Consider the following 22,525-nt stretch of genomic DNA (forward strand, 5'->3'; position numbering starts at 1 on the left):
GGAATACTCCTTCACTTCTCGGTGGAGATAAGGCCGCGTACGAACCAGCGCTGCATCAGAATGACGAGGATCAATGGCGGCGACATGATGATCAGGGTTCCGGCCATGGCGACGTTCCAGTCGGGCAGACCGAATTCGGACGGGATGAGGGTCTTGAGCTGCGTCACGGCGATGCCGAAGTTCGGATCGGTGGTGATCAGCAGCGGCCAGAGATACTGGTTCCAGGCCCAGACGAACATGATGGTGAAGAGCGCGATCATGTTTGGCCGCGAAAGCGGCAGCAGAATATCCCAAAAGAACCGGACCGGGCCCGATCCGTCCATCTTCGAGGCCTCAGCAAGCTCGTCGGGAACCGTCAGGTAGAACTGCCGGTATAGGAAGGTGCCGGTCGCGGTTGCGACCAGCGGCAGAACGAGACCGGGATAGGAATTCAGCAGGCCCCATTCGAGCTTGATCTGGAAGCCGGTGATCTGTGCAACGAGCCAGCTTATGCCGGTAAAGTCGAGGATCGTCTGGAAAGGCTGCAGCGCGTTGGCCGCAATCGAATAGGTCGGCACGATGCGGACTTCCAGCGGCAGCATCAGCGTGATGAAGATGATCCAGAAAATCACGTACCGGCCACGGAAGCGGAAGTAGACGATCGAGAAAGCTGCCATGGAAGACAGCATGACTTTGCCGGCGCCGACCGTTCCGGCGAAGATGATGCTGTGGAACAGCTTGTTGCCGAGATCGGCGCGAACCCAGGCCGTCTCAGCGTTTTCCCAGAAATGCGAGCCCGGAGTGAGCGGCAGCGGCACACGATTGACCGTCTCCAGATCAAGCGTCGACGCGATGATGACGATGGCGAAAGGCAGAAGCGCGATCACCATGCCGAGCGCGAGAAGCGTATAGCAGATGAAGTTGAATATCGGCGTGCGTTCGATCATGACCGCGACCTCACTTGTAGTGCACGCGCCGCTCGATGAAGCGGAACTGGAAGATGGTGAGAAGGACAACGAGCACCATCAGGATGATGGATTGCGCTGCGGCGCCCGAATAGTCGAGACCTCTGAAGCCGTCGAAATAGATCTTGTAGACCATGAGCTCGGTGGCGCGCGCCGGGCCGCCCTGCGTCATGACGTCGACGATACCGAAGGAATCCTGGAAACTCTCGGTGATGTTGATGACCAGCAGGAAGAACAGCGTCGGCGTCAGCAGGGGCAGCTGGATATCCCAGATCCGGCGCATCGGCCCCGAACCGTCCATTGCGGCGGCCTCGATCAGCGAGCGCGGAATACCCTGCAGCGCCGAGAGGAAGAAGATGAAGTTGTAGCCGATATATTTCCAGGAGAAGGCAACAATGACGGCGATCATCGCATCCTTGCCATCGAGTGCGGGGTTCCAGAGGCCGGGCCAGACGTGGTTGATAACCGACAGAAGGCCGGCCTCCGGCGCCAGGATGAAACGGAAGGCGAGGCCAAGAGCGGGGGCGGCGATTGCGTAAGGCCAGATGAAGACGGACCGGTAGACCTTGTGGCCGCGCAGTTCACGATCTGTCAAAAGCGCCAGGATGAGCGCCAGCCCCATGGCAATGGCCGTCGAGCTGAAGCCAAAGGTCATGCTGCGGGTGATCGAATCCCAATAGATCGGATCGGTGAGCAGCTGTCTAAAATTGTCGAAACCGACCCAGGCATTGCCGCCGCCCCATGGCTGCTCGAGCGTGAACGCCCAATAGAGCGCCTGTGCGCTCGGCCAATAGAAGAAGACGAAGATCAGCAACAGCATCGGAAATGCAAAGAGCAGTCCGATCGTCGTTGAGGAGAAAGTGACTCGCTTTTCCATGAGTGGTCGTTTTCGGCCTGGTTGGGTTTAGGCGCGGGCGGGGAGTTCGCATCCGCGGCCGACTAAAGAACTTACAAAGACGCACCCGGCGCGCGAAACGCGGGCCGGGTGCGGCTCATATCAAGCGATCAGGGGAGCTGAACGTTCTTGTAGGTCTGCTGGAAGCGACGCAGCAGCGTATTGCCGCGTTCGGCAGCGCCGTCGAGCGAAGCCTGGACATCGGCATTGTTGACGAAGATTGCCTGCAGACCATTGGCGATTTCGGTGCGGACCTGCAGCAGGCCACCGAGGCGGATGCCGTGCGGAGCCGCGTCGCCAGCCGGGGAAGCGGTCAGGCTCTGAATGGCGAGTTCGCGGCCGGCATAAGGAGCCTTGTCGTAGAAGCCCTGCTTCTTCAGATATTCGAAGCCGGAGTTACGAACCGGGATGTAGCCAGTAACCGTCGACCAGGTAAGAGCTTCTTCCGGCTTTGCGATGAAGTTGAAGAAGGCAGCGGCAGCCTTGTATTCAGTGTCGGAATGACCCTTCAGGACCCAGAGCGAAGCGCCGCCGACATAAGAGCTGTGGCGGGTGGCGTCGCCGTAGGTCGGGAGCATGGCAACGCCCCAGTTCATGCCTTGCTTGGCGGTGCGGCCAACATTGCCGTGGTCGCCGACCGAGGTCAGGATTACCTGGCAATCGCCAGCGGCAAAAGCTTCGACGAAGGTCTGGCCGACAGCCTTGTTCTTGATGACGGCAAGCTTGTTATCGTACCAGGACTTGAGGTCCTTGACGTAGCTGACGAGAAGCGGGTTCTTGTTGAACACCAGCTCGCCGTCGAGACCTTCAAAGCCGTTCTTCTTCGTGGCGATTGCTTCGCCGTTTACGGCTTCAAACTGCTCGATATACTGCCAAACTTCGTTGTTGGAGATGTCAAAGCCGAGCGGGCAAGCATAGCCTGCATCCTTCAGAGCTTTGAGGTCTTCGCCTGCTTCCTTCCAGGTTGCCGGGGCATGATCCTTGCCGATCTTGGCGAAGGCGTCCTTGTTCCAGTAGAGCAGAGCGGTCGAGGAGTTGAACGGGAAGGAGTACATCTCGCCCTTCGAGGTCGCGTAGTAACCGGAGATACCGGAGAAATAGTCGTTCCAGTCGACCGTGTAGCCCATGTCGGCCATCAGCTTGTTGGCCGGGTAGTAGGCGCCGGAGAGCATGATGTCGAGCGTGCCGGCGTCGGAGACCTGGGCGATGGTCGGCTGCTTGCCGGCGCGGAAGGCAGCGATGGTGTTCTGCAGGGAAGCGTCGTAGCTGCCCTGGCTTGTGCAGACGACTTCGTAGTCGGCCTGCGACTGGTTGAAGCGATCGCACTGTTCCTGGACACGCTTTGCAATGTCACCGGAATTACCGAACCAGAAGTCAATCTTGGTCTTATCGGCGGCGGCAGCGGGACCAGCAAGAAACGCTGTAGCGAGAAGGGCGCCAACGGCGCCGAGAAGCTTGGCTTGCATGAGAACCTCGAACGTAAAAGGGACGCGCACTTTCAGCGCACGCCCTATTAGCTGGTTCAAATTGCCGCGGCCAATGAATATTACATGACATGAAATGATCGAAATCCAGTTGTCACAAAACCTTCATACAGTCGTTATTCGCCAATCTCGGGGAAATATTTAGAGAAATTTCGCCGATTGCTTCAGCATGCAGTCAATAAATTACACCTATATTCGAAACAATGGATTCTTAGGGGATATTTAATATTTATTTATATTACGACGGAGTGCCGTTATTCACCTACTCCGCTGTAACGAAACTTGCAAAAACGCTGACATTTTTGCCGTTGCACTGGTGTGCAACCTTAGGATTTAGGCCTCAGGATTGAAGGGAATCCTTCAGGATCGCCGCAAAACGGGGATCGAATGCACGGCTGATCGGTCCGGCGGCAGCACCAAGCGCCACCGACCAAGGATCGGCCATGCCGGGCTGCAGGCGCGGCAGCGTCCGGCCACGACGCTCGGCGATCGAGGGCAGCAACGGGCCGATTGCCGCAATCAACCTGTTCACCAACGCTTCCGGCGCGCTGCCGCAGAGGATCACCGTCTGCGGATCGAACAGCGTCTCAAGGAGATGGATGCTCCAGCGCAGATCCATTGCTGCCGCCTCGACCCAGGCGTGGATGCTTTGATCGCCCCTCAAGGCGAGATCGTTGATCCGTGCATAAAGGCCCGGATCGGCGGGATCGATCGACAGATGCTGGTAGAGCGAGGCGAGCGAAGCGCGATGTTCGAGCGGCGTCGATTTGCCGTCGGCAAACAACAGTGCCATGCCGATCTCGCCGGCATTGCCGTTGGTGCCGCGGTAGAGCTCGCCGTTCAGAATGAGGCCGGCGCCGATGCCATAACCGACGAAGAGGCAGACGGCATGGTCGAGGCCATGGGCGGCTCCCACCATGCGCTCGGCGGTCGCCGCCGCCGCCGCATCGTTTTGCAGGCCGACATCAAGCCCGGTGCCGGCAGTCAGCGTTTCCAACAACGGAAATTTCTGCCAGGTCTCCATCATCCACGGATCGTCGCCGCTGCCGGCGACCCCGAAGGGCCCTGGCATGGCGGCGCCGAGACCGACCAGCCGCTTTTCCGACTGCTGGACGATCCCGGCAAGTTTTGACCGCACGCCGGCGACGAGATCGAGGATGACCTTCGTCCCGTTCGACGGACCGCCTGGTGGGAGGCCGGCCTCATCACGCACGAGAACGCTGCCGACGAGATCGACGGCGACCGCCCGCGTCACATGCCGGTCGATCTGCAGGCCGATCGCAAAGGCGCCCTCGGGCACCAGGCCGTAGGGTGTCGACGGCTGGCCCCTGCCCCTTCTCACCGCCTCCTGCGAACTGACCAGACCGTCGCGCTCGAGTTCCTCGATGATATTCGACACTGTCTGTTTGGTCAGCCGCGTCGCCCGCGCCAGATCAGCGCGTGAAAGCGCACCGTTGATCCTCAGGGCATCGATCATCACGCGCCGATTATGCGCGCTGGTGCCTTCGTGATTGGTGCCGCTCTTGGCCCGGATCGGGCGGCTGTCATTCATGTGCAATTCCCTCTTGACTCCAATAGAATGTTGAAGAAGTAATAAGTCAAGACACTTGACTTAATAAGGAACCGGAGAGTTCCAGGGAACGCAGGAGCCCGCAAGGCGCTCCGACGACGCTCCGAGACGACAAACCGGCACGTTTTTGCGCGTGCCTTCTCGAACACCGATGGCGGAGGACCGCCCTCGGCAATGCGTAAATGTCAAAAACTGGAGGCTGCAATGCTGAAATCCTTTAACAAGACGCTTCTGGGTGCGGCCTTGATCGGCGCATCCCTCGCGCCGCCCGCTTTCGCCGAAACCACGCTGAACGCGCTTTTCATGGCGCAGGCCGCCTATAGCGAGGCCGATGTGCGCGCCATGACCGACGCCTTCGCCAAGGCGAACCCCGACATCAAGGTCAACCTCGAATTCGTTCCCTATGAAGGCCTGCACGACAAGACGGTGCTGGCGCAAGGTTCCGGCGGCGGCTACGACGTCGTCCTCTTCGACGTCATCTGGCCGGCCGAATATGCCACCAACAAGGTGCTGGTCGACGTCTCCTCTCGCGTCACCGACGAGATGAAGAAAGGCGTGCTGCCGGGCGCCTGGACCACTGTGCAATATGATAGCAAATATTATGGCATGCCGTGGATCCTCGACACCAAATACCTGTTCTACAACAAGGAAATCCTCGAAAAGGCCGGCATCAAGACCCCGCCCAAGACCTGGGACGAACTGACCGAACAGGCAAAGACGATCAAGGACAAGGGCCTGCTCGCCACGCCGATCGCCTGGAGCTGGTCGCAAGCCGAAGCCGCGATCTGCGACTACACCACGCTCGTCAGCGCCTTTGGCGGCGATTTCCTGAAGGACGGCAAGCCCGCCTTCCAGACCGGCGGCGGCCTCGATGCGTTGAAATACATGGTCTCCAGCTATTCCTCCGGCCTGACCAATCCGAATTCCAAGGAATTCCTGGAAGAGGACGTCCGCAAGGTCTTCGAAAACGGCGATGCCGCCTTCGCGCTGAACTGGACCTACATGTACAACATGGCCAACGATCCGAAAGACAGCAAGGTCGCAGGCAAGGTCGGCGTCGTGCCGGCGCCGGGTGTTGCCGGCAAGAGCGAGGCTTCGGCCGTCAACGGCTCGATGGGCCTCGGCATCACCTCGGCCAGCAAGCATCCTGATGAGGCCTGGAAATACATCACCTTCATGACGTCGCAAGCGACGCAGAATGCCTATGCCAAGCTCAGCCTGCCGATCTGGGCGTCCTCCTATGAGGACCCGGCCGTCACCAAGGGCCAGGAAGAGCTGATCTCCGCCGCCAAGATCGGCCTTGCGGCCATGTATCCGCGTCCGACGACGCCGAAATATCAGGAGCTCTCGACCGCGCTGCAGCAGGCGATCCAGGAATCGCTGCTCGGCCAGTCCTCTCCCGAGGATGCGCTGAAGTCGGCCGCCGACAATAGCGGCCTCTGAGCAAAGCACGAAACCCCGGGCGGCGCCCGCCGTCGCCCGGTTCGATCTCGATAACCTGTGAATGAAGAAGGGTCGCCTTGATGTCGGGCACTTGGCTGACAACCCGCGCGTGGCTTTTGATGCTGCCGCTTCTCGTGGTCATGATATCAGTCATCGGCTGGCCTCTGATCGATACCGTCGGCCTCTCCTTCACCGACGCCAAGCTCGTCGGCACGGAAGGAAACTTCGTCGGCATCGACAATTACGCGAAGTTGATCTCAGGCTCGAATTTCCAGCGCACCCTGATCACCACCGCATGGTTCGCGATCGTCTCGGTGGCCGCCGAAATGGTGATCGGCGTGCTTGCTGCCCTGCTGCTGAACCAGCAGTTTCGCGGCCGCACCGCGCTTCGCGCCCTGATGATACTGCCCTGGGCACTGCCGACCGTCGTCAACGCCACGCTCTGGCGGTTGATCTACAATCCCGAATACGGCGCGCTGAACGCCGCGCTGACGCAACTCGGCCTGCTGGAGGCTTACCGCTCCTGGCTCGGCGAACCGGGCACGGCGCTGGCGGCCCTCATCGTCGCCGACTGCTGGAAGAATTTCCCGCTGGTGGCGCTGATCGCACTGGCCGCACTCCAGGCCGTGCCGCGCGACATCACCGCCGCCTCGCTGGTCGACGGCGCCGGCGCTTACGCTCGCTTCCGCTTCGTCATCCTGCCCTATCTCGCCGGCCCGCTGATGGTGGCCCTGGTGCTGCGCACGATCGAAGCCTTCAAGGTCTTCGATATCATCTGGGTCATGACCCGCGGTGGCCCGGCCAACAGCACGCGCACGCTGTCGATTCTGGTCTATCAGGAAGCCTTCTCCTTCCAGCGGGCAGGCTCGGGGGCATCACTCGCATTGATCGTCACGCTGCTGGTGACGCTGCTTGCTGCCGGCTACGCCGCTCTGGTGCGCAAGACTGCCGGGAGTGCGGCCTGATGGAACGCCAGAGCCCACTCTTTTCTGTTTTCATTCATCTCTGCGCGCTGCTGCTTGCCGCTGTCATCCTGGCGCCGATCCTGTGGCTGTTCATCATGAGCATCTCGCCGGCCGCCGACCTTGCCGCAAAGCCGCTGCGCTGGTGGCCGCAGACGGTGGATTTCTCTCGCTACGGCGTACTGCTCTCGACGATCGAAAACAGCGCCGGCGCCGCCTTCACCTCGTCGCTGCGCAACAGCATCGAGGTGGCGGGCATGGCGACGATCGCCGCCATCGCGCTCGCCATTCCGGCCGGCTGGGCTGTGTCGCGCACACCTTCGGTCGGCTGGTCGCTGTCGATGGTGATCGCCACCTACATGTTGCCGCCGGTCGCGCTCGCCGTACCGCTCTATATGGGTCTGTCCCATCTCGGCATGCTGAACAACGTCTTCGGCCTCGCCCTCGTCTATCTGACAATTCTCGCGCCCTTTACCACCTGGCTGATGAAATCGGGTTTCGATTCCATCCCGCGCGAGATCGAATCCGCCGCGATGATCGACGGCGCCGGCCTGTTCCAGACGCTGCGGATCATCACGCTGCCGCTCGCCGCCCCCGTGATGGCGACGTCAAGCCTCTTTGCCTTCCTGCTTGCCTGGGATGAATTCTTCTATGCGCTGCTCTTCACCTCGGACCAGCGCGCCAAGACGCTGACCGTCGCCATCGCCGATCTCGCCGGCGGCCGCGTTTCCGATTATGGACTGATCGCGACGGCAGGCGTGCTCGCCGCCCTGCCCCCGGTGCTGATCGGTCTCGTCATGCAACGCGCCCTGATTTCGGGGCTCACCAGCGGCGGCGTCAAGGGATGAAACATGACAGCAGAAAGAACCCGGCCGGCCGGGCTTGCCGCGATCGATCGCGAAATGGCCCGCCAACATGCCGATGCGATCGCTTCCTATGAAGCGGCCCAGCCGATGGCGGCGAAGGCCGCCGCCTCGCTGAAGAAGACCGGCAGGCTGCTGCTCATCGGCATGGGCGGTTCGCACGCCGTCAACCGCGCCGTCGAGCCGCTCTACCGTGCACGCGGCATCGATGCCCTCGCCTTGCCGCTGTCCGAGCAGCTCGGCCAGCCGTTGCCGATCGCCGGCAGGACGATCTTCGTCACCTCGCAATCCGGCGAAAGCGCCGAGGTTCTGCGATGGTTCAACGAAACCGGCGGCACGGAGGAGGCCTTCGGCCTGACGCTCGAAGGCAACTCCTTCCTCGCGAGAATCGCCCCGTCACTCATTGGCGCCGGCGGCACCGAGCTTGCCTTCGCCGCGACCCGGAGCCTGACGGTGACCTTCGCCCTGCATTTGGCAATCCTCGCCGCCCTCGGCGAAGATCCAGACGCCGCGATTGCCGCCCTCAAGGCGCCGGAAGACCATGACATCGCCGCCGCGCTCACCGCGCTCCAAAATGTCGCGACCATCGTCACGTCAGGCCGCCGGCTGCAGGGTATCGCTGAGGCGCTTGCGCTCGGATTGACGGAACTGTCGCGCCGTCCCTGCTTCTCGCTCGAAGGCGGCCAGTTGCGCCACGGGCCGATGGAAATGCTGGGGCCGGAGATTGGCGTCGTGCTGTTCCGCGGCTTCGACGAGACGGCCGGCCTGGTGACTGCAATGGCGACATCCGCTGTCGAGACCGGCGCCCCCGTCATCCTTTTCGACGCCTCGGGCGAAGCGTCGGTCGCCGGCGCTGTGACGATCCGATTCGCCCGGGCAACCGGTCTTGCTGCGATCTTCGCCATGCTGCCGGTCGCCCAGCGGCTGATGATCGCCTTTGCCGACGCCCGCGTGGAGAATGCCGGAACGCCGGTCCGCTCCACCAAGATCACCCGGAGCGAATGAATGCGGCCGCTTGCAGTCATCGGCAACGTCAACATCGACCTGATCCTTGGACCGGCCGCCCCCTGGCCAAAGGCCGGGACGGAAATCATCGTCGATCATGATGAGTTACGGGTCGGCGGAGCTGCCGGCAACAGCGCGCTCGCCTGGCAAGCGCTTGGTGTCGAATTCGAGATCGCCGCCAATATCGGCCGTGACCAGTTCGGCCGCTGGCTGAGCGAAGCCTTCGGCCACCGTTCCGACAAGTGGCCGGTACGTCCTGAGAAAACGACGCTCTCCGTCGGCATCACCCACCCGGACGGCGAGCGCACCTTCTTCACGACAAAAGGCCACCTGCCGCGCTTCAGCCTGGCAGATGTCTTCGCGGTCATCGACGGCGCTAGGCTGCAGGGCGGCTACGCCCTTCTCTGCGGCTCGTTCCTGACCGATGACCTGACAGCGGATTATGACGCCTTCTTCGACTGGGCCGACAGCCATGGCATCACCGTCGCGCTCGATACCGGCTGGCCGCTCGACGGCTGGACAGACGAGAATTGCGCAGCGACACGCGCATGGCTCTCTCGCAGCGGTATCGCGCTGCTGAACGAGGTCGAATCGACGACACTTGCCGACATTGCCGATCCGGTCGAGGCGGCTCGTCACATCAGGTCGCATATGCCGGAGGGTGCGATCATCGTCGTCAAGCGCGGCCCGGACGGCGCTCTCGCGATCGGGCCGGACGGCCTGCTGGTTTCGGTGGCTGCACCCGTCGTCGAGGTCGTCGATACGATCGGCGCCGGCGATGTCTTCAACGCCGCCTTTCTCGCCGCGCTCGCAAGCGATGAGCCGCTGATTTCTTGCCTGCAGGCGGGAACCGCAGTCGCCTCGCGCGCCATATCCACCCTTCCCCGCAACTATGGCGGCCCGTCATCTCCCGAGGAGCCTGTGCGATGAGCGCGCTCGAAATTCAGAACATCCGCAAGACCTATGGCGATGTCGACACGCTGAAAGGTATCGACATCTCGTTGGAAAGCGGCGAGTTCCTGGTGCTGCTCGGCTCCTCCGGCTGCGGCAAATCCACCCTGCTGAACATCATCGCCGGCCTTGCCGAGGCGACGAGCGGCGATGTCAGGATCGGCGGCCGCTCGGTGCTCAGCGTGCATCCAAAGGATCGCGATATCGCCATGGTCTTTCAATCCTACGCGCTCTATCCCAATCTGACGGTGCACCGGAACATCGGCTTCGGCCTGGAAATGCGCAAGGTGCCGGCGCCGGAGCGCGACAATGCCGTGCGCGATGCCGCAAAGCTCCTGCAGATCGAAAATCTCCTCGACCGCAAGCCGAGCCAGCTTTCCGGCGGCCAGCGCCAGCGCGTCGCGATCGGCCGTGCGCTGGTGCGCAAGCCTGAGGTATTCCTCTTCGACGAGCCGCTCTCCAACCTTGACGCCAAGCTGCGCATGGAGATGCGCACCGAGATCAAGCGGCTGCATCAGATGCTGAAGACCACGGTCGTCTATGTCACCCATGACCAGATCGAGGCAATGACGCTTGCAAGCCGCATCGCCGTCATGCGCGACGGCCGCATCGAGCAGCTGGGCACGCCGGAGGAGATCTACAACCATCCGGCAACGCTCTATGTCGCGACCTTCGTCGGCGCGCCGCCGATGAACCTGCTGAAGGCAACGGTGCGTGACGGCCGCCTGGCGCTTTCAGGCTCCGATGCCAGCCTGCCCCTGCCCGCCCGCTTCCGCGAGATGGCCGGCAATGACCGCGAACTGATCCTCGGCATTCGTCCCGAGGCGCTTCGCACAGACGGCACCGGCCCATCGATCGAGGCAATCCTTGAGGTGGCAGAGCTGACCGGCCCGGAACTCGTCGTCACCGCCCTTGCCGGAAATCAGCGCCTGATGGCCTGCCTGCCGCCACGCACGCCAATCCGCGACAACGAAAAGCTCACCCTCTTTTTCGACGAGGAAGCAATGCATCTCTTCGACCCGCAAACCGGCCTCAGCTGCGGCCGTTAGCGACGGAACGGCTATCCCCGGCTTTTCAATTTGCCGCGTCGGTGGGCTTGCGCTGGTAGACGTGAATATAGTCGACAAGCAGAATGGAAGGATTGGGCGTTTCATCGATCGGCCAACCCGAGCCGAGTGCCAGGTTCACCAGCGGATAGAACGGCATGTGGAACTCCTTCGGCGTGTCGAAGCTCCAGATGAACTGACGGTCGAGATAAAAGCTCGTCTTGTCAGCTTGGATATCGACGCCGTAGGTGTGGTATTCGCTGTTCAGAATTCCGTCCTGGACGGTTTGCCAATGGCCACCAGTGGTGTTCTGGCCGCCCTGGCTCTGACGCCAGATATGAAAGCCCATACTGAATTCGTAGGGCGCGCGTCCATAATATTCCAGAACGTCGATCTCGGAGGTGTATTTCGACCGGTCGAGCCCGATGAGCCAGAAGGCTGGCCAGACGCCCTTGCCCGGCGGCAGCTTCATCCGTGCTTCGAAATAACCGAATTGCTGCGAGAATCCTTCGCCTTTCGGGTTCACCGACGACAACAGGCCCGAGCGCCAGGTTCCATCGGCCTCCTTGCGCGCTTCGATCTTCAGAATTCCCTGATCGGTGGTAAACGGAAAGCCGGGGGCCGGATCAGTGAAACGGGCGTCACCGAAATCGCCGTTCCAGGGCGTATGGGCGATCCAGCGGGAGCTTCTCTCTCCCCAGGCCGAGACGTCGAGACTGTCGAAACTCTCCTCGAACGTTAGCTGATACGCATTGATATTGAGTGGTTGCTGAGCCACGCTGGGCTGGCCGGGCAACGCCCCCAGACCGAGAACGATGAACAAACCCAGGGCCTTAGAAGATATCCCGTAACGCATTCTGCTCCTCCGAAAACGCCAAACCAATCGTTGGACTACACTTGTCTCGATCAAAAGGTGAGAACCCCGTTTCGTCGCGGCATGAGCCTTTGGACGACAATGGTCTCGATGCCGTCGGGCCTTCCCAGAATCTGCCACAGCAGCAACGCGAAGGCCCAGAAGATCGCTACTGCCGCCCCGCCGCAAAGCGCCAGGCTGACGACAAGGTTGAGGCCGACAGGCATGGCGGAGAGCATCGGCTCGATCCACAGCAGGAAAGCGATCATCGGCAAGCTTGCGGCCAGAGGCCGTAAAAAGGCGTGCAACTGAGCGGCAAACGTCGCGCCGATCAGCCGTCGCGTGATGATGAGCGATGCGGCATAGGCGACAAGCACCGCCACGATCCGCGCGCCCAGTGCTCCTGCCACCTGAAAATAGGCAATGCCCAGGATGGTGACCGGAACCCTGACAGCGAACTCGGCAAACATCCGGAGAGCGAGATAGCGGGTTTTGTTCAACACCATAGCCAATGGCGGCATCATGTTCGTGGGAAGACCGAGCAAACTGACGATGCACAGCCATTGCAGAATCGGCGCGGCGGATGCCCATTTCTCGCCGACGATGATCCGCACGGCCGGCTCGGCAAGAAGGGCGAGCGCGATGAGGATGGGCGCTGCGACGAAGGTGATCGCGTTCGTCGCCTTCAGATAGGCAGCGATCAGATTACGACGGTCGTCGACGGTCGAGAATGCCGCCATCAGCGGGCGCAACAATGGCCCGACGAAGGTCTGGTATGGAATACCGGCGATATTGTCGGCGACGCTGAAGGCGCCGAACGTCGACAAACCGGTAAAGCGCGGCAAAAGCAGCCGGTCCAGTTGCCAGTTGATCGAACTCAGCACCTGCGAGACGGTGTTCCAGCTGATCATGTCCTGAAAGTGCTTCCACTCGGAAAGGCTGAACCTCGGTCGCATCGGCGCAAAGACATAGGAGGTGACCGCCGCGGCGGTCGGGCCTGCAACCGCGCCGATCGCCAGCCCCCAATAGCTGCCGGTCGCGACCGCCACCCCGACACCGAATAGCAGCGTCGACCCCTTGGTGATGAGATCGAGTGCGAACTCGCGTTTGAAATCGAACCGCTGCATGAAGAGAACCATGCGCGGGCTGATCACACTGCGCATGGCAGGCGCGATGGAGAGCACGGCGACAAGAGAGAAAAGCCGGGAATCGTCATAGATCAAAGCCATCGGCCAGGAGATGATCATCATCAGCGTGCTGATAGCCACGCCTCGAAGCAGGCTGAGGGTAAGGGCCGTGGCAAACATATCGTCCGAAGGCGACGGCTGGCGCATCAGGGCCTGCGTCAGCGGCAGGTCCAGGATTGTCTCGACGATGACCAGGACCGAGGTCGCGATGGCGACCAGGCCGAAATCCGCTGGGCTCAAAAGCCGTGCGAGGATCAGGAGGCTGACGAAATCGAGCAGTCGCGCCAGGAATTTTCCGCTGATGGTCCAGATACTCGCCGTCGCCGTCCTCTGAGATACGCTTGACATGATCTATCTTCTATTCCTCGTCAGCGGATTGAGACGGTTTCGGTCGCAGCGGCAAGACAGGCAGCTCCGTCCTTCCCATCAGCCCGGCCGTCTTCTGAAGACGTCGGCGGATCGGTCGCCATGGGTGGACAGTTGTTGCTCGATGAGACCGGACAGACGGTCGCGGAACACGGCGGAAGAAAATTTCAGCGAGTGCGCACGGATTGCATGCGGATCGATGTCGTCCTCCACCTCTTCGAACGCCGCCATCGTTTCCAACAGAGCTTCCGTGGTCTGCTGCCCGAAGCGAAACCCGACCTGCGGCGAGGAAACGGTTTCTCTGGCGCCGCCGGCGTCGAAAGCCAGGACCGGCCGCCCTGACGCCATGGCTTCCACCGGAAGGATGCCGAAATCCTCCGTGCCCGGAAACAACAGGGCGCGGCATCGCGACAGGTGGTCGCGCAGAACGTTGAAGGGCTGATGGCCGAGAAACTCAACGGTCGGTCCGGCGATCGACTTCAGATAAGCCAATTGCTCTCCCTCGCCGATCACGACCAGCTTCCGCCCGGCCTCGGTGCAGGCACGAACGGCAATATCCGGCCGCTTGTAAGTAGTCAGCTGTCCCGCATAGAGATAGAATTCGCCTTTTCCCTTCCCCACCGCAAAATCGTCAGTCGCAACGGGCGGATGGATGACGATGGATTCCCGGTCGTAGAAGCGGCGGATGCGGCTTGCGACATAATCGGAATTGGCAACGAACACATCGACCCGCGAGGACGTCGTCACGTCCCAGGCGCGCAGCATGGGCGCAGTGATCGACATCAAGGCGCGACCCACCCAGGGCAGGCCATGACGATAGACATGGAACTGATCCCAGATATAGCGCATCGGCGAGTGGCAGTAGCAGACATGCAGCGCGTCGGCGCGCGTGATGATGCCCTTGGCGGGTCCGGATTCGCTCGACAGAACGAGATCGTAGTCCTGCAGATCGAACTGCTCGAGCGCGAAGGGCATCAGCGGCAGCATCTTGGTATAATGCCGTTGCGCGCCGGGGATCTTCTGCAGGAAGGACGTGCGGATGTTCCGCGTCTTCAGAAAATCGCTAATGCGATCCCGGTTGCAGACGAGGGTGAAGATGTCGGCCTGCGGAAACATGCGGCACAGCTCTTCGACGACTTTCTCGCCGCCGCGCATCGAAACCAGCCAATAATGCACGATGGCGACACGAAGCTGCTTGGTATCGCTCGCGCCTCCGGCCTCCGTGACACGTCTTTTCGCCATCACCGGCGCATCGCCGAGAAATGCTCTCGCGTCGGGAAGAGAGGTTGTTGCTTTAAGAGTCAACTCAATACTCCTTGTATCGCCACACCGTCTGTCAGCTCGGGAACCGCATTCGTCGAAATCAGGCTTTGGTATTCGGCAAGAAGCGCGTCGCGCCATTCCTCGTGTGTCGAGGCGAGATCCGGCGACAGCCGGAAAGCCCGCTCGCTCATGGCGCGGACCTCATGCGCCGGCATTTGGCCAAATCTCGTCAAAGTATCGGCAAAGGCGCTTTCGTCAGCCGTATCGCAGGCAAGCGCCATGCCGGCTCTTTGCATTTCTTCGGCGAGAAAGGCGCTGCGCGACATGATGACGGGCAGACCGCTCCTGGCCGCTTCGATAGCGACGAGGCCGAACGGCTCGGGATAGCGCGACGGCATCAACAGGGCGCGCGCCTTGCGGATGGTCGGGCCGATCTCCGCATGCGACTGCCAGCCCACGGCCCTGACGTGATCTCCCGAAGCTGCGACCAGCGGCATCAGCGGCCCGTCCCCGATCACGCAGAGCTTGACGCCGGCTTTGCGCGTGGCGGCCACGGCGTCCTCAATGCCCTTCTCCTCATCCAACCGCCCGATGAAGACGAACTCCTCATTGGCCTCCGCCTCGATGCGTTTGATGGATAGCGGAGCGACGGGATTGCGGATCGTCGTCAGCCGTTCGGGCCGATATCCGGCGCCGACGAGAAAGCCGGCCATCTTCTCGTGCAGCAGGATGATCCGGCCGAAATCGGCCTGATCCTTCAGCAGCCGGAGGATATTGGAGCCGCGGGCAACCCGCCACAATTTGTGCGAATAACTTCTCTTGTCGCAGGCCGTCGCGATGCAGCTTCCGCCGAGCGGGCGTCGAAGGCAGATTTCCTGCGCCTGATAGTCGAAGAAGGCGCCGTTGGGGCAGGCCGTGAAGAAATCATGCGCGTGAGCCACGCATCGTCTGGCGACCGGCACCAGCGCCTTGAAAATCGCGGGAGACAGGATCTGGTGCCAGCCATGGACATGGTAGACGGTATTGGCGGTGTCCTCTGCGGCAATCCAGTTCGCGACCATACGAACGGCGGCGCCATTGTGAATGCCGGTCACGAAAGCCTTCGCACGCTCGGCGCTGAGCAGGTCGCGGCTGTTCAGCCCGACCATTGAGACTCCGATGGCGACAAGCTCCGCATTGGCGGCGTCATCCCCGCAAATATAGGTCACGGGGATGTCGAGCCCCCGAAAAAGCTTGGCGGACAGCACCGCCAGCGCCGTCGCACCGCCTCTGGCCACCGAATAGTCGTCGATGATGACCACGCGATCGATCTTTGTCGTGCCGGGGCCGGGAAAGCGGCCGACGCTTGTGGCAGATCGGAGAACCCCGGGAAGCGATGGGCGCATCACTTCACCGAAACCGCGCCGTTGGCACAGGCCTCCAACGCCTTGCGGTTGAGAATGCGGATCTTGCCCTGCCCCCCGTCGATGATCTTGCTTTCCCGCAGGCGCCGCAGGCATTGATTGACCTTCTCGCGAGACGCCGGCAGCGTTGCGGCCAGGTCATTTTGCGAGATGATCAGTTCGTCCCCGCTGTTTGCCGCATCTTTTCCGTAAACAGCGGAGAGCCGCAGCAGCGTGCTGGCCAGCCTCGATTGCAGGCTCGACGCCGCATTTGCAATGATCCGGAGTTCGAGCTCTGAAATACGCGCCAGCGCCCTGGAGAAGACCTTTTCGCGAAAGCAGGGATCGCTGGCGTACATGTCGCGCAGCAGCCGGCCTTCGAAGAAATGCAGTTCGCAGTTGGAACCGGCTCGGTATTCGAGACTCAACGTCTGCCTGCGCAGAACCTCGAGCTCGCCGATGAGGCCGGATTTCGGAATGATCTCGACGATGAATTCCCTGCCGTCGGGCAGCATCGTGCTGGCGCTGACCACCCCCGAATGCACGCGAGCGAAGGTATCGACGAGGACGCCGGCCCCGGCGATGACCTCGCCGCGCCGGAAACGCCGGACGCTCGACCGGCAGGAAAGAAATTCGTCGTCGATGACGATGCGGCTGTTGAGATGAATGCTGCCGTTAGCCGATATCGCCGTCTTGCCGAGGCCGGCCCTGCGAGCTGATGCGTGTGTCGCCCCATCCATGAGCATAACTCCGAGTACTCGAATAACCATAGGAAATGCTGCACTGCATCATTTATATTGTCTTAATGTGGGTGTCAAATAACATCCCAGAGAGATAGCGTAAAGATCAAGTCTACATTTAGTTGAAAACAAAAATACATCAGCAATCGAAATCAAAATCTCGACGGAATCGAAGATAGATTGTACGATTGAAGACAGGTGCTTATTAAAAAGTCTTCATGAGTTAAAAATAAGCAATAATAGAAATGTGGATATCAAAAATATAAATGAATACCTGCGGATTTTCACCTCGAAGTAGGTTAGATTGGCATTTGCAATGAAAAGAGGCCATCGAGGACTAGTCGGAATTCTCGAATGCCGTTTAGTAGCATAAAGAATTTATTAAGGATTATGACCTTGGTAACAGACAACAAGAGTGCGGCGCAGCAAACTTTGAATGGTTCTTAATCGGAATATTTTGGAGATCACTGATGACATGGGAAGCACATAGTTTCGAGGCCTGGTCGCGTGTCGGACGGTCCGCGAAAGGCGGCGATCTCCATTCGTCCCTGCCTCGTGCGGCAGGCAGATCGTCGAAGCGCGCGATAGACCTTCTCATCGCGATCATTGCACTGATCCTGCTTTCCCCGCTTCTGTTGATCGTCGCGGTGATCGTGAAGATAAGCGACCGCGGCCCGGTCTTCTATTCCCATACGCGCATCGGCGTCGGCGGAGCACCGTTCGGATGCCTCAAGTTTCGCACGATGAAGACCGATGCGAGTGCTCAGCTTGCCGAATTGCTGCAAAACAACCCGATTGCGCGAAGCGAATGGGAAGCGACACGCAAGCTGAAGGACGATCCGAGGATCACGGCAGTCGGCGAGATTCTGCGGCGCTCGAGCATCGACGAGCTGCCCCAACTGATCAATATCGTGCGTGGCGAAATGAGCCTTGTCGGCCCCCGGCCGATCACCGCCGAGGAATTGCCGCGCTACGGCGAACATGTATGGGCCTACATGGCCGTGCGCCCGGGCCTGACCGGTCACTGGCAGACCAGCGGGCGCAATGATGTCAGTTACGAGTACCGGGTTTCCCTCGACGTTCACTATCTCGACAACTGGTCGCTCGGCCGGGACTTCGTCATCATTGCCAAGACCATTCCCGCTCTGTTTTCGCAACGTGGCTCGTACTGAGCATGCAAGGGGAGAGCTGCCGATCATGACTGAAATCGGAAGATATGCTGCTCCCTCCGTCCCCTCCAAGCTGCCACTACCTGGTTACTCCGTGATCTCGCCATTTTGGATTAGGACGACATGACCTCCAGCACGATCTTCAGCGGCGTTTCGCCGATACCTCTGGCTGCCGCAGCTCCCGGCGGGAACTCCCCGCTGACCTTGCGGGATATGCTTTTCTTTCTCAGAATGCGCTGGCTATGGGTTCTGGCGACAACTTTTGCCTTCCTCGCAATGGCCGGGACCTACGTGCTGACCGCCGACCCGACTTTCGTTGCCAGCACGCAACTTTTGATTGTCCCCCAGGTGAGCGGCTCTGAAGCGCAGAGGGCTTTCGCGGAAGACGCGTTCATAGAGGGACAGCTGGAGATTGCCAGATCCAGCGATGTCGTCGGCGGAACGGTAAGGGCACTTGGTCTCGATACCGATCCTGACTTTGTCGATCAGACGCCTTCGCTGCAGGATAGGGCAAAGAACTGGTTGATGGGGATTTCTTCTGAACCGGATACGGAATCGCAGGAAGCGGCAGGCACAGGGCCGCGTCAAGCACAACCGCACGCGGAGGACGAGCGGATCCAGGATCGGGCGATCGCCACGCTGCTGAACATGATAGGAATACGCCGGGTCGGGAGTTCGACGATCATCGAGATCTCGGCGGCTGCGTCGACCCCTCAGAGGGCCGTCGACATCGCCGATATGCTCGCCAGGCAATATATCCAGAAGAATATCGCCATGAAGGCCAATGCTTCCCGGCAATATAGCGAATGGCTGGAAAGATTCGTAAGCGAGCAGCAGCGTGGACTGGCCGAGGCTGCCAGCGCCCTGGCCAGCTTCACGAGCAACCCGCGCGATCAGTTCAAGCTTGCGGAGCTGCAGAGCGCAACGGATGCCCGCCGCAGCCTCTATGAAAATACCTTGAACCAGCTAACGGAAGCCCGGCAGCGCATCACCTACCCGGTGTCCGATGCCACGATCGTCTCGCGGGCCACGCTGCCTCTTTCGAAAGCCAGACCGCGCAGCACGCTCATCATCGCCTTTGCGGCGGCGGTTGGTCTTGGCGTCGGCTTGGCACTCGCCATGATAAGGCACGTCGGCGATCGCCGGATCATCCGCCCTCATCAGATCGCTGAAGCCAGTGGGCTGCCCTTTGTCACTTTGCTGGCGACATCGAGGAAGACCCATCTCCCTGCGCGTTTCCTCCCCGCCGGTACCGGCAGCAGCAGCACAGCCGCCTATCCTGTTATTCCGGGCATGGCGGAACTGAGCGCGACGGTCGTCGGTCTTCGACGCAAACGCCGGGTCGTCATTGGAATCGTCGCCGTTGATCCAGGCAGCGGAGCCTCGACCATAGCATGCGAACTTGCAGTGCTGTCGTCGAGATCAGGGGCTCACACGCTGCTGATCGATGCGGCCGCGCAGAAGTCGTCACTCAGCAAATCGATCGCGCCCCATAGTTCCACAGGCCTCGTCGATGTTCTCGACAATGGCGAACTGATCCAGACGGCGGCATTGCCCCTCACTTCGACACTGAAATTCCTCCCCCTCGGCAAGGTCGAAGCAGTGACGCCGGCCATTCGCCTGAGTTCCCGCCGCACGCAGTTGAGCTTCGCCGACCTGAAAAAGGAGTTCGACGCCATATTCATCGACATTTCCGCATTCTCTGCTTCGCCGGATGCCAATGCGATCGCGCCGGAGCTGGACGGTGTCCTCGTCGTCACCTCGCACGGACGCACCTCGATCGACGACACCCTGCGCGTCATAGACACCCTGCGCAATGTCGGCGCGGAAATCCTCGGCGCAGTCATCAACCATGCACCGGAAAGAATGCACTCATGACCTTGCCTTCGGCAGAAGCAACCAGGCAGGACGGCCGGATCGGGCCGGCGCCTGTTCCTTGCGGCGCTGAAGCCATGGCTGAGCGCGCGAACCGCCCGTTGCGAATGGCCGTGGGGATCGCCTCGGCAGGCCGCCCCTCGATACTGCGGGAGACGATCGATTATCTGACCACCCTGCCGGACCAGCCCGAGCGGCTGATCGTCTGCGTGCCCGCGATCGACGACGCCGCCGGGCTCACCGAGCGCCTTGATGTTGAAGTCATCGTCGGCAGCCGCGGCCTGACCTCTCAGCGCAACAGGATCATCCAGGCCGCCGCCGATACGGATGTGCTGATCTTCCTGGATGACGACTTCATTCCTGCCGCGACCTTCCTGTCGCGGATGGCGGCTGTCTTTGCGGCAAACCCCGACGTGGCGATCGCCACCGGTGAAGTTCTGGCCGATGGCATCCTCGACGGCGGCCTCAGCATGTCAAACGCCCTGCAAGTTCTTGAAACTGCGGCCGAAGGGGCCGAGCAGGTGACGGAAGTGTATAACGCCTACGGATGCAACATGGCGGTTCGCCTTTCACCCATTCTCGAGCACGCGCTGGCCTTTGATGAACAACTGCCGCTCTACGGCTGGCTCGAGGATGTAGATTTCAGCCGGTCCATCGCCCGCTACGGCAGGTCGGTACGTGTCGAAGGCGCCCGCGGGGTGCATCTCGGCGTCAGATCCGGACGCCAGCCCGGCCGAAGACTCGGCTATTCGCAGGTTGCCAATCCTGTCTACCTGATCCGCAAGGGCACGATGTCGAAGGGCCGTGCCGTTGCGCAGATCGGCCGTAACATCCTGGCGAATACGCGGGGCCTATTGTTCAATGATCGCTTGATCGACCGCTGGGGGCGTTTGAAGGGCAATTTGCTAGCGCTGTCCGATCTTCTTGTCGGCCGCGCCTCTCCGTCCCGCATTCTCGAATTCGGCAATCCCTCGCCGCGCGAGATGCCTTCGCCGTCGATCGCAACGAAACGGAGATAGCAGACAATGCAGCGCACATCCTTGTCCGATCGCCTCATCTCCGCCGCCCTTGCCTTGCTGGCATTTTCCTGCGTGACCGGCTGGAGCGTCGCCCATGCGGAAAACTATACCCTCGTGCCGGAAGATCAGGTGAGACTGCGTGTCGTCGAATGGCGATCGTCGGATTCCCGATATGCCAGCTGGGAAGCACTCGGCGGGACATATACAGTCGATGATGCCGGCAATCTGGCAATCCCGATCGCCGGACAGGTGCAGGCGATTGGCAAGACAACGGAACAGGTTTCCGATGCGATCGCCACTGCGCTCTCCGAAAAGGCGGAACTGCCGGGAAAGCCGTTCATCGCCGTGGAAATTGCCCAGCATGCGCCGATCTTCGTAACCGGGACCGTGCAGAACCCCGGGCGTTATGCCTTTGAAGCCGATATGACGGTCATGAAGGCCGTCAGCATCGCCGGCGGCTTCCTTCGGGAGCGCGAGGAGAATACCGTCTTCGAGCGCGACCGGATCCAGGCTGCCGGAGCCTATCGAACGGCCATTCTCAACCGACGCGATCTTCTGATGCGTCAGGCGCGGTTGCGCGCCGAGATCTCCGGCGAACAGAGTTTCGAGATCCCTGCCGAGCTCGCCGGAACGCCCGATGTAGACAAGCTGAAGGCGCAGGAATTGAACCTGATGCGGCTGCGACGTGTCGATATCGAAAGCCAGATCGATGCGGCGAGCGACCTCACCCGTCTCTACGGCCAGCAGGTCCAGTCGCTCGAGGCCAAGATCAATTCGCAAAAGCGGCAGATCGACCTCGCGCAAAAGGAACTGGATAATGTCAACAGCTTGGTGAGCAAGGGCCTGGTCAGCAATTCCCGTCAGGTCTCGGTCGACCGCGGGGTCGCGGATGCGCAAGGCACCCTGATCGATCTCGAAGTCGCCCTCACCACGGCTCGCCAGGGGCTCAGCGAAGCCGATCGTTCGAAGATCAATATCGTCAATCGGCAGAACAGTGAAAACCAGGAGCTGCTGAACCAGGTCAATCTCGCGATCGGCAGGGCGGCGATCGACATCCAGGTGGCCCAGCTTCTGGGCGAGCAGGCTGGCTACAGCGCGCAGCTCGCTCAGATGAATACGGAAACGCCGGGTCTTGGCAGAGCGCAAAAGAACTACAGGATCGTGCGTCGCAACGAAGACGGGACTTATCGCAACATCGAGGCGGACGAGACGACCACCTTGCGGCCGCATGATGTCGTCGAAATCGGCATCGATACGGACCTTCAGACGCCGTCGCCTCCGCTGCAGTTGCAGTCCGCGCCGCAGCAGCAAACCTCGACCGTCCCGCTGTCGAATGTGGCAGGCGATAATCAGGCGGCTCCCGGCTGGATATCCCAGACGGGATCGAATTAGGGGGCGGTTGTGACCATCGACGACAGCTGGCGACTTGCGCCTCAAGCATCGCGCCGAAAGGCGGATGCCGGTCTTCGGCAAAACCGATGCCTCGGCCGCTCGCCGTCCGGATCGGG

At 61.0% G+C, this 22,525-nt stretch carries 19 protein-coding genes; 10 read left to right on the plus strand and 9 right to left on the minus strand.

All coding sequences use genetic code 11. The features are described 5' to 3' along the window. Nucleotides 1–11: 11 nt before the first annotated feature. The 4 genes from U5G49_RS17350 to U5G49_RS17365 all read right to left on the minus strand — a co-directional run bounded on the left by U5G49_RS17350 (nucleotide 12) and on the right by U5G49_RS17365 (nucleotide 4,875). Entirely contained in the window at nucleotides 12–926 is a 915-nt protein-coding gene (locus U5G49_RS17350; protein WP_193444994.1) for an ABC transporter permease subunit, read from the minus strand. 10 nt (nucleotides 927–936) lie between these two features. Further along, nucleotides 937–1,821, minus strand: coding sequence for a carbohydrate ABC transporter permease (locus tag U5G49_RS17355; protein WP_047618979.1), 885 nt, complete (start codon nucleotides 1,819–1,821; stop codon nucleotides 937–939). 128 nt (nucleotides 1,822–1,949) lie between these two features. Continuing rightward, nucleotides 1,950–3,305 carry an extracellular solute-binding protein gene (locus U5G49_RS17360; RefSeq protein WP_018243350.1) on the minus strand — a complete coding sequence of 452 codons (1,356 nt, stop codon included), beginning with the start codon at nucleotides 3,303–3,305 and terminating at the stop codon, nucleotides 1,950–1,952. A 358-nt stretch (nucleotides 3,306–3,663) separates the two neighbouring features. Further along, nucleotides 3,664–4,875: an ROK family transcriptional regulator gene (locus U5G49_RS17365; RefSeq protein WP_193444993.1), complete on the minus strand. Its 1,212-nt coding sequence runs from the start codon at nucleotides 4,873–4,875 to the stop codon at nucleotides 3,664–3,666. Nucleotides 4,876–5,097: 222 nt separating this feature from the next. On the opposite strand from U5G49_RS17365, the gene U5G49_RS17370 reads away from it, so the two are divergent. The 6 genes from U5G49_RS17370 to U5G49_RS17395 all read left to right on the plus strand — a co-directional run bounded on the left by U5G49_RS17370 (nucleotide 5,098) and on the right by U5G49_RS17395 (nucleotide 11,166). After that, nucleotides 5,098–6,336, plus strand: coding sequence for an extracellular solute-binding protein (locus U5G49_RS17370; protein WP_112904815.1), 1,239 nt, complete (start codon nucleotides 5,098–5,100; stop codon nucleotides 6,334–6,336). An 80-nt stretch (nucleotides 6,337–6,416) separates the two neighbouring features. Next, entirely contained in the window at nucleotides 6,417–7,301 is an 885-nt protein-coding gene (locus tag U5G49_RS17375) for a carbohydrate ABC transporter permease (RefSeq protein ID WP_193444992.1), read from the plus strand. Then, nucleotides 7,301–8,146, plus strand: a complete 846-nt coding sequence (locus U5G49_RS17380) for a carbohydrate ABC transporter permease (protein WP_012758755.1) — start codon at nucleotides 7,301–7,303, stop codon at nucleotides 8,144–8,146. Before U5G49_RS17375 ends, U5G49_RS17380 begins: the two co-directional genes overlap by 1 nt. A 3-nt stretch (nucleotides 8,147–8,149) precedes the next feature. Next, nucleotides 8,150–9,166 carry an SIS domain-containing protein gene (locus U5G49_RS17385; protein WP_193444991.1) on the plus strand — a complete coding sequence of 339 codons (1,017 nt, stop codon included), beginning with the start codon at nucleotides 8,150–8,152 and terminating at the stop codon, nucleotides 9,164–9,166. Then, nucleotides 9,167–10,096, plus strand: coding sequence for a PfkB family carbohydrate kinase (locus U5G49_RS17390; RefSeq protein ID WP_193444990.1), 930 nt, complete (start codon nucleotides 9,167–9,169; stop codon nucleotides 10,094–10,096). It begins immediately after the preceding gene. Continuing rightward, complete coding sequence (locus U5G49_RS17395; protein WP_193444989.1) at nucleotides 10,093–11,166, plus strand: ABC transporter ATP-binding protein; 1,074 nt, start codon at nucleotides 10,093–10,095, stop codon at nucleotides 11,164–11,166. Before U5G49_RS17390 ends, U5G49_RS17395 begins: the two co-directional genes overlap by 4 nt. A 25-nt stretch (nucleotides 11,167–11,191) precedes the next feature. On the opposite strand, the gene U5G49_RS17400 is transcribed toward U5G49_RS17395, so the two are convergent. From U5G49_RS17400 to U5G49_RS17420, 5 genes are all read right to left on the minus strand, one after another. Continuing rightward, nucleotides 11,192–12,019 carry a glycoside hydrolase family 16 protein gene (locus tag U5G49_RS17400; protein WP_112904825.1) on the minus strand — a complete coding sequence of 276 codons (828 nt, stop codon included), beginning with the start codon at nucleotides 12,017–12,019 and terminating at the stop codon, nucleotides 11,192–11,194. A gap of 50 nt (nucleotides 12,020–12,069) precedes the next feature. Beyond that, nucleotides 12,070–13,551 (minus strand): lipopolysaccharide biosynthesis protein, encoded by a 1,482-nt coding sequence (locus U5G49_RS17405; protein WP_168300147.1) that lies wholly within the window; start codon nucleotides 13,549–13,551, stop codon nucleotides 12,070–12,072. A 78-nt stretch (nucleotides 13,552–13,629) separates the two neighbouring features. Beyond that, entirely contained in the window at nucleotides 13,630–14,874 is a 1,245-nt protein-coding gene (locus U5G49_RS17410; protein WP_047619003.1) for a glycosyltransferase family 4 protein, read from the minus strand. Then, entirely contained in the window at nucleotides 14,871–16,220 is a 1,350-nt protein-coding gene (locus U5G49_RS17415) for a glycosyltransferase family 4 protein (protein WP_193444988.1), read from the minus strand. Before U5G49_RS17415 ends, U5G49_RS17410 begins: the two co-directional genes overlap by 4 nt. Then, nucleotides 16,217–16,954, minus strand: coding sequence for a Crp/Fnr family transcriptional regulator (locus U5G49_RS17420; protein ID WP_112904837.1), 738 nt, complete (start codon nucleotides 16,952–16,954; stop codon nucleotides 16,217–16,219). Before U5G49_RS17420 ends, U5G49_RS17415 begins: the two co-directional genes overlap by 4 nt. 470 nt (nucleotides 16,955–17,424) lie before the next feature. Here U5G49_RS17420 and U5G49_RS17425 point away from each other — a divergent pair, with 470 nt between their 5' ends. The 4 genes from U5G49_RS17425 to U5G49_RS17440 all read left to right on the plus strand — a co-directional run bounded on the left by U5G49_RS17425 (nucleotide 17,425) and on the right by U5G49_RS17440 (nucleotide 22,409). Beyond that, nucleotides 17,425–18,126, plus strand: coding sequence for a sugar transferase (locus tag U5G49_RS17425; protein WP_018446932.1), 702 nt, complete (start codon nucleotides 17,425–17,427; stop codon nucleotides 18,124–18,126). A 120-nt stretch (nucleotides 18,127–18,246) separates the two neighbouring features. After that, a complete protein-coding gene (locus U5G49_RS17430; protein ID WP_130717672.1) occupies nucleotides 18,247–20,001 on the plus strand; it encodes a GumC family protein in 1,755 nt (584 codons plus the stop codon). Continuing rightward, a complete protein-coding gene (locus tag U5G49_RS17435) occupies nucleotides 19,998–21,017 on the plus strand; it encodes a glycosyltransferase family 2 protein (RefSeq protein WP_193444987.1) in 1,020 nt (339 codons plus the stop codon). Before U5G49_RS17430 ends, U5G49_RS17435 begins: the two co-directional genes overlap by 4 nt. A 6-nt stretch (nucleotides 21,018–21,023) precedes the next feature. Beyond that, nucleotides 21,024–22,409, plus strand: coding sequence for a polysaccharide biosynthesis/export family protein (locus tag U5G49_RS17440; protein ID WP_112904841.1), 1,386 nt, complete (start codon nucleotides 21,024–21,026; stop codon nucleotides 22,407–22,409). Nucleotides 22,410–22,525: the final 116 nt, after the last annotated feature.

The sequence above is a fragment of the Rhizobium indigoferae genome (assembly GCF_034554815.1).
In the GTDB taxonomy this organism is placed as follows: Bacteria; Pseudomonadota; Alphaproteobacteria; order Rhizobiales; family Rhizobiaceae; genus Rhizobium; species Rhizobium leguminosarum.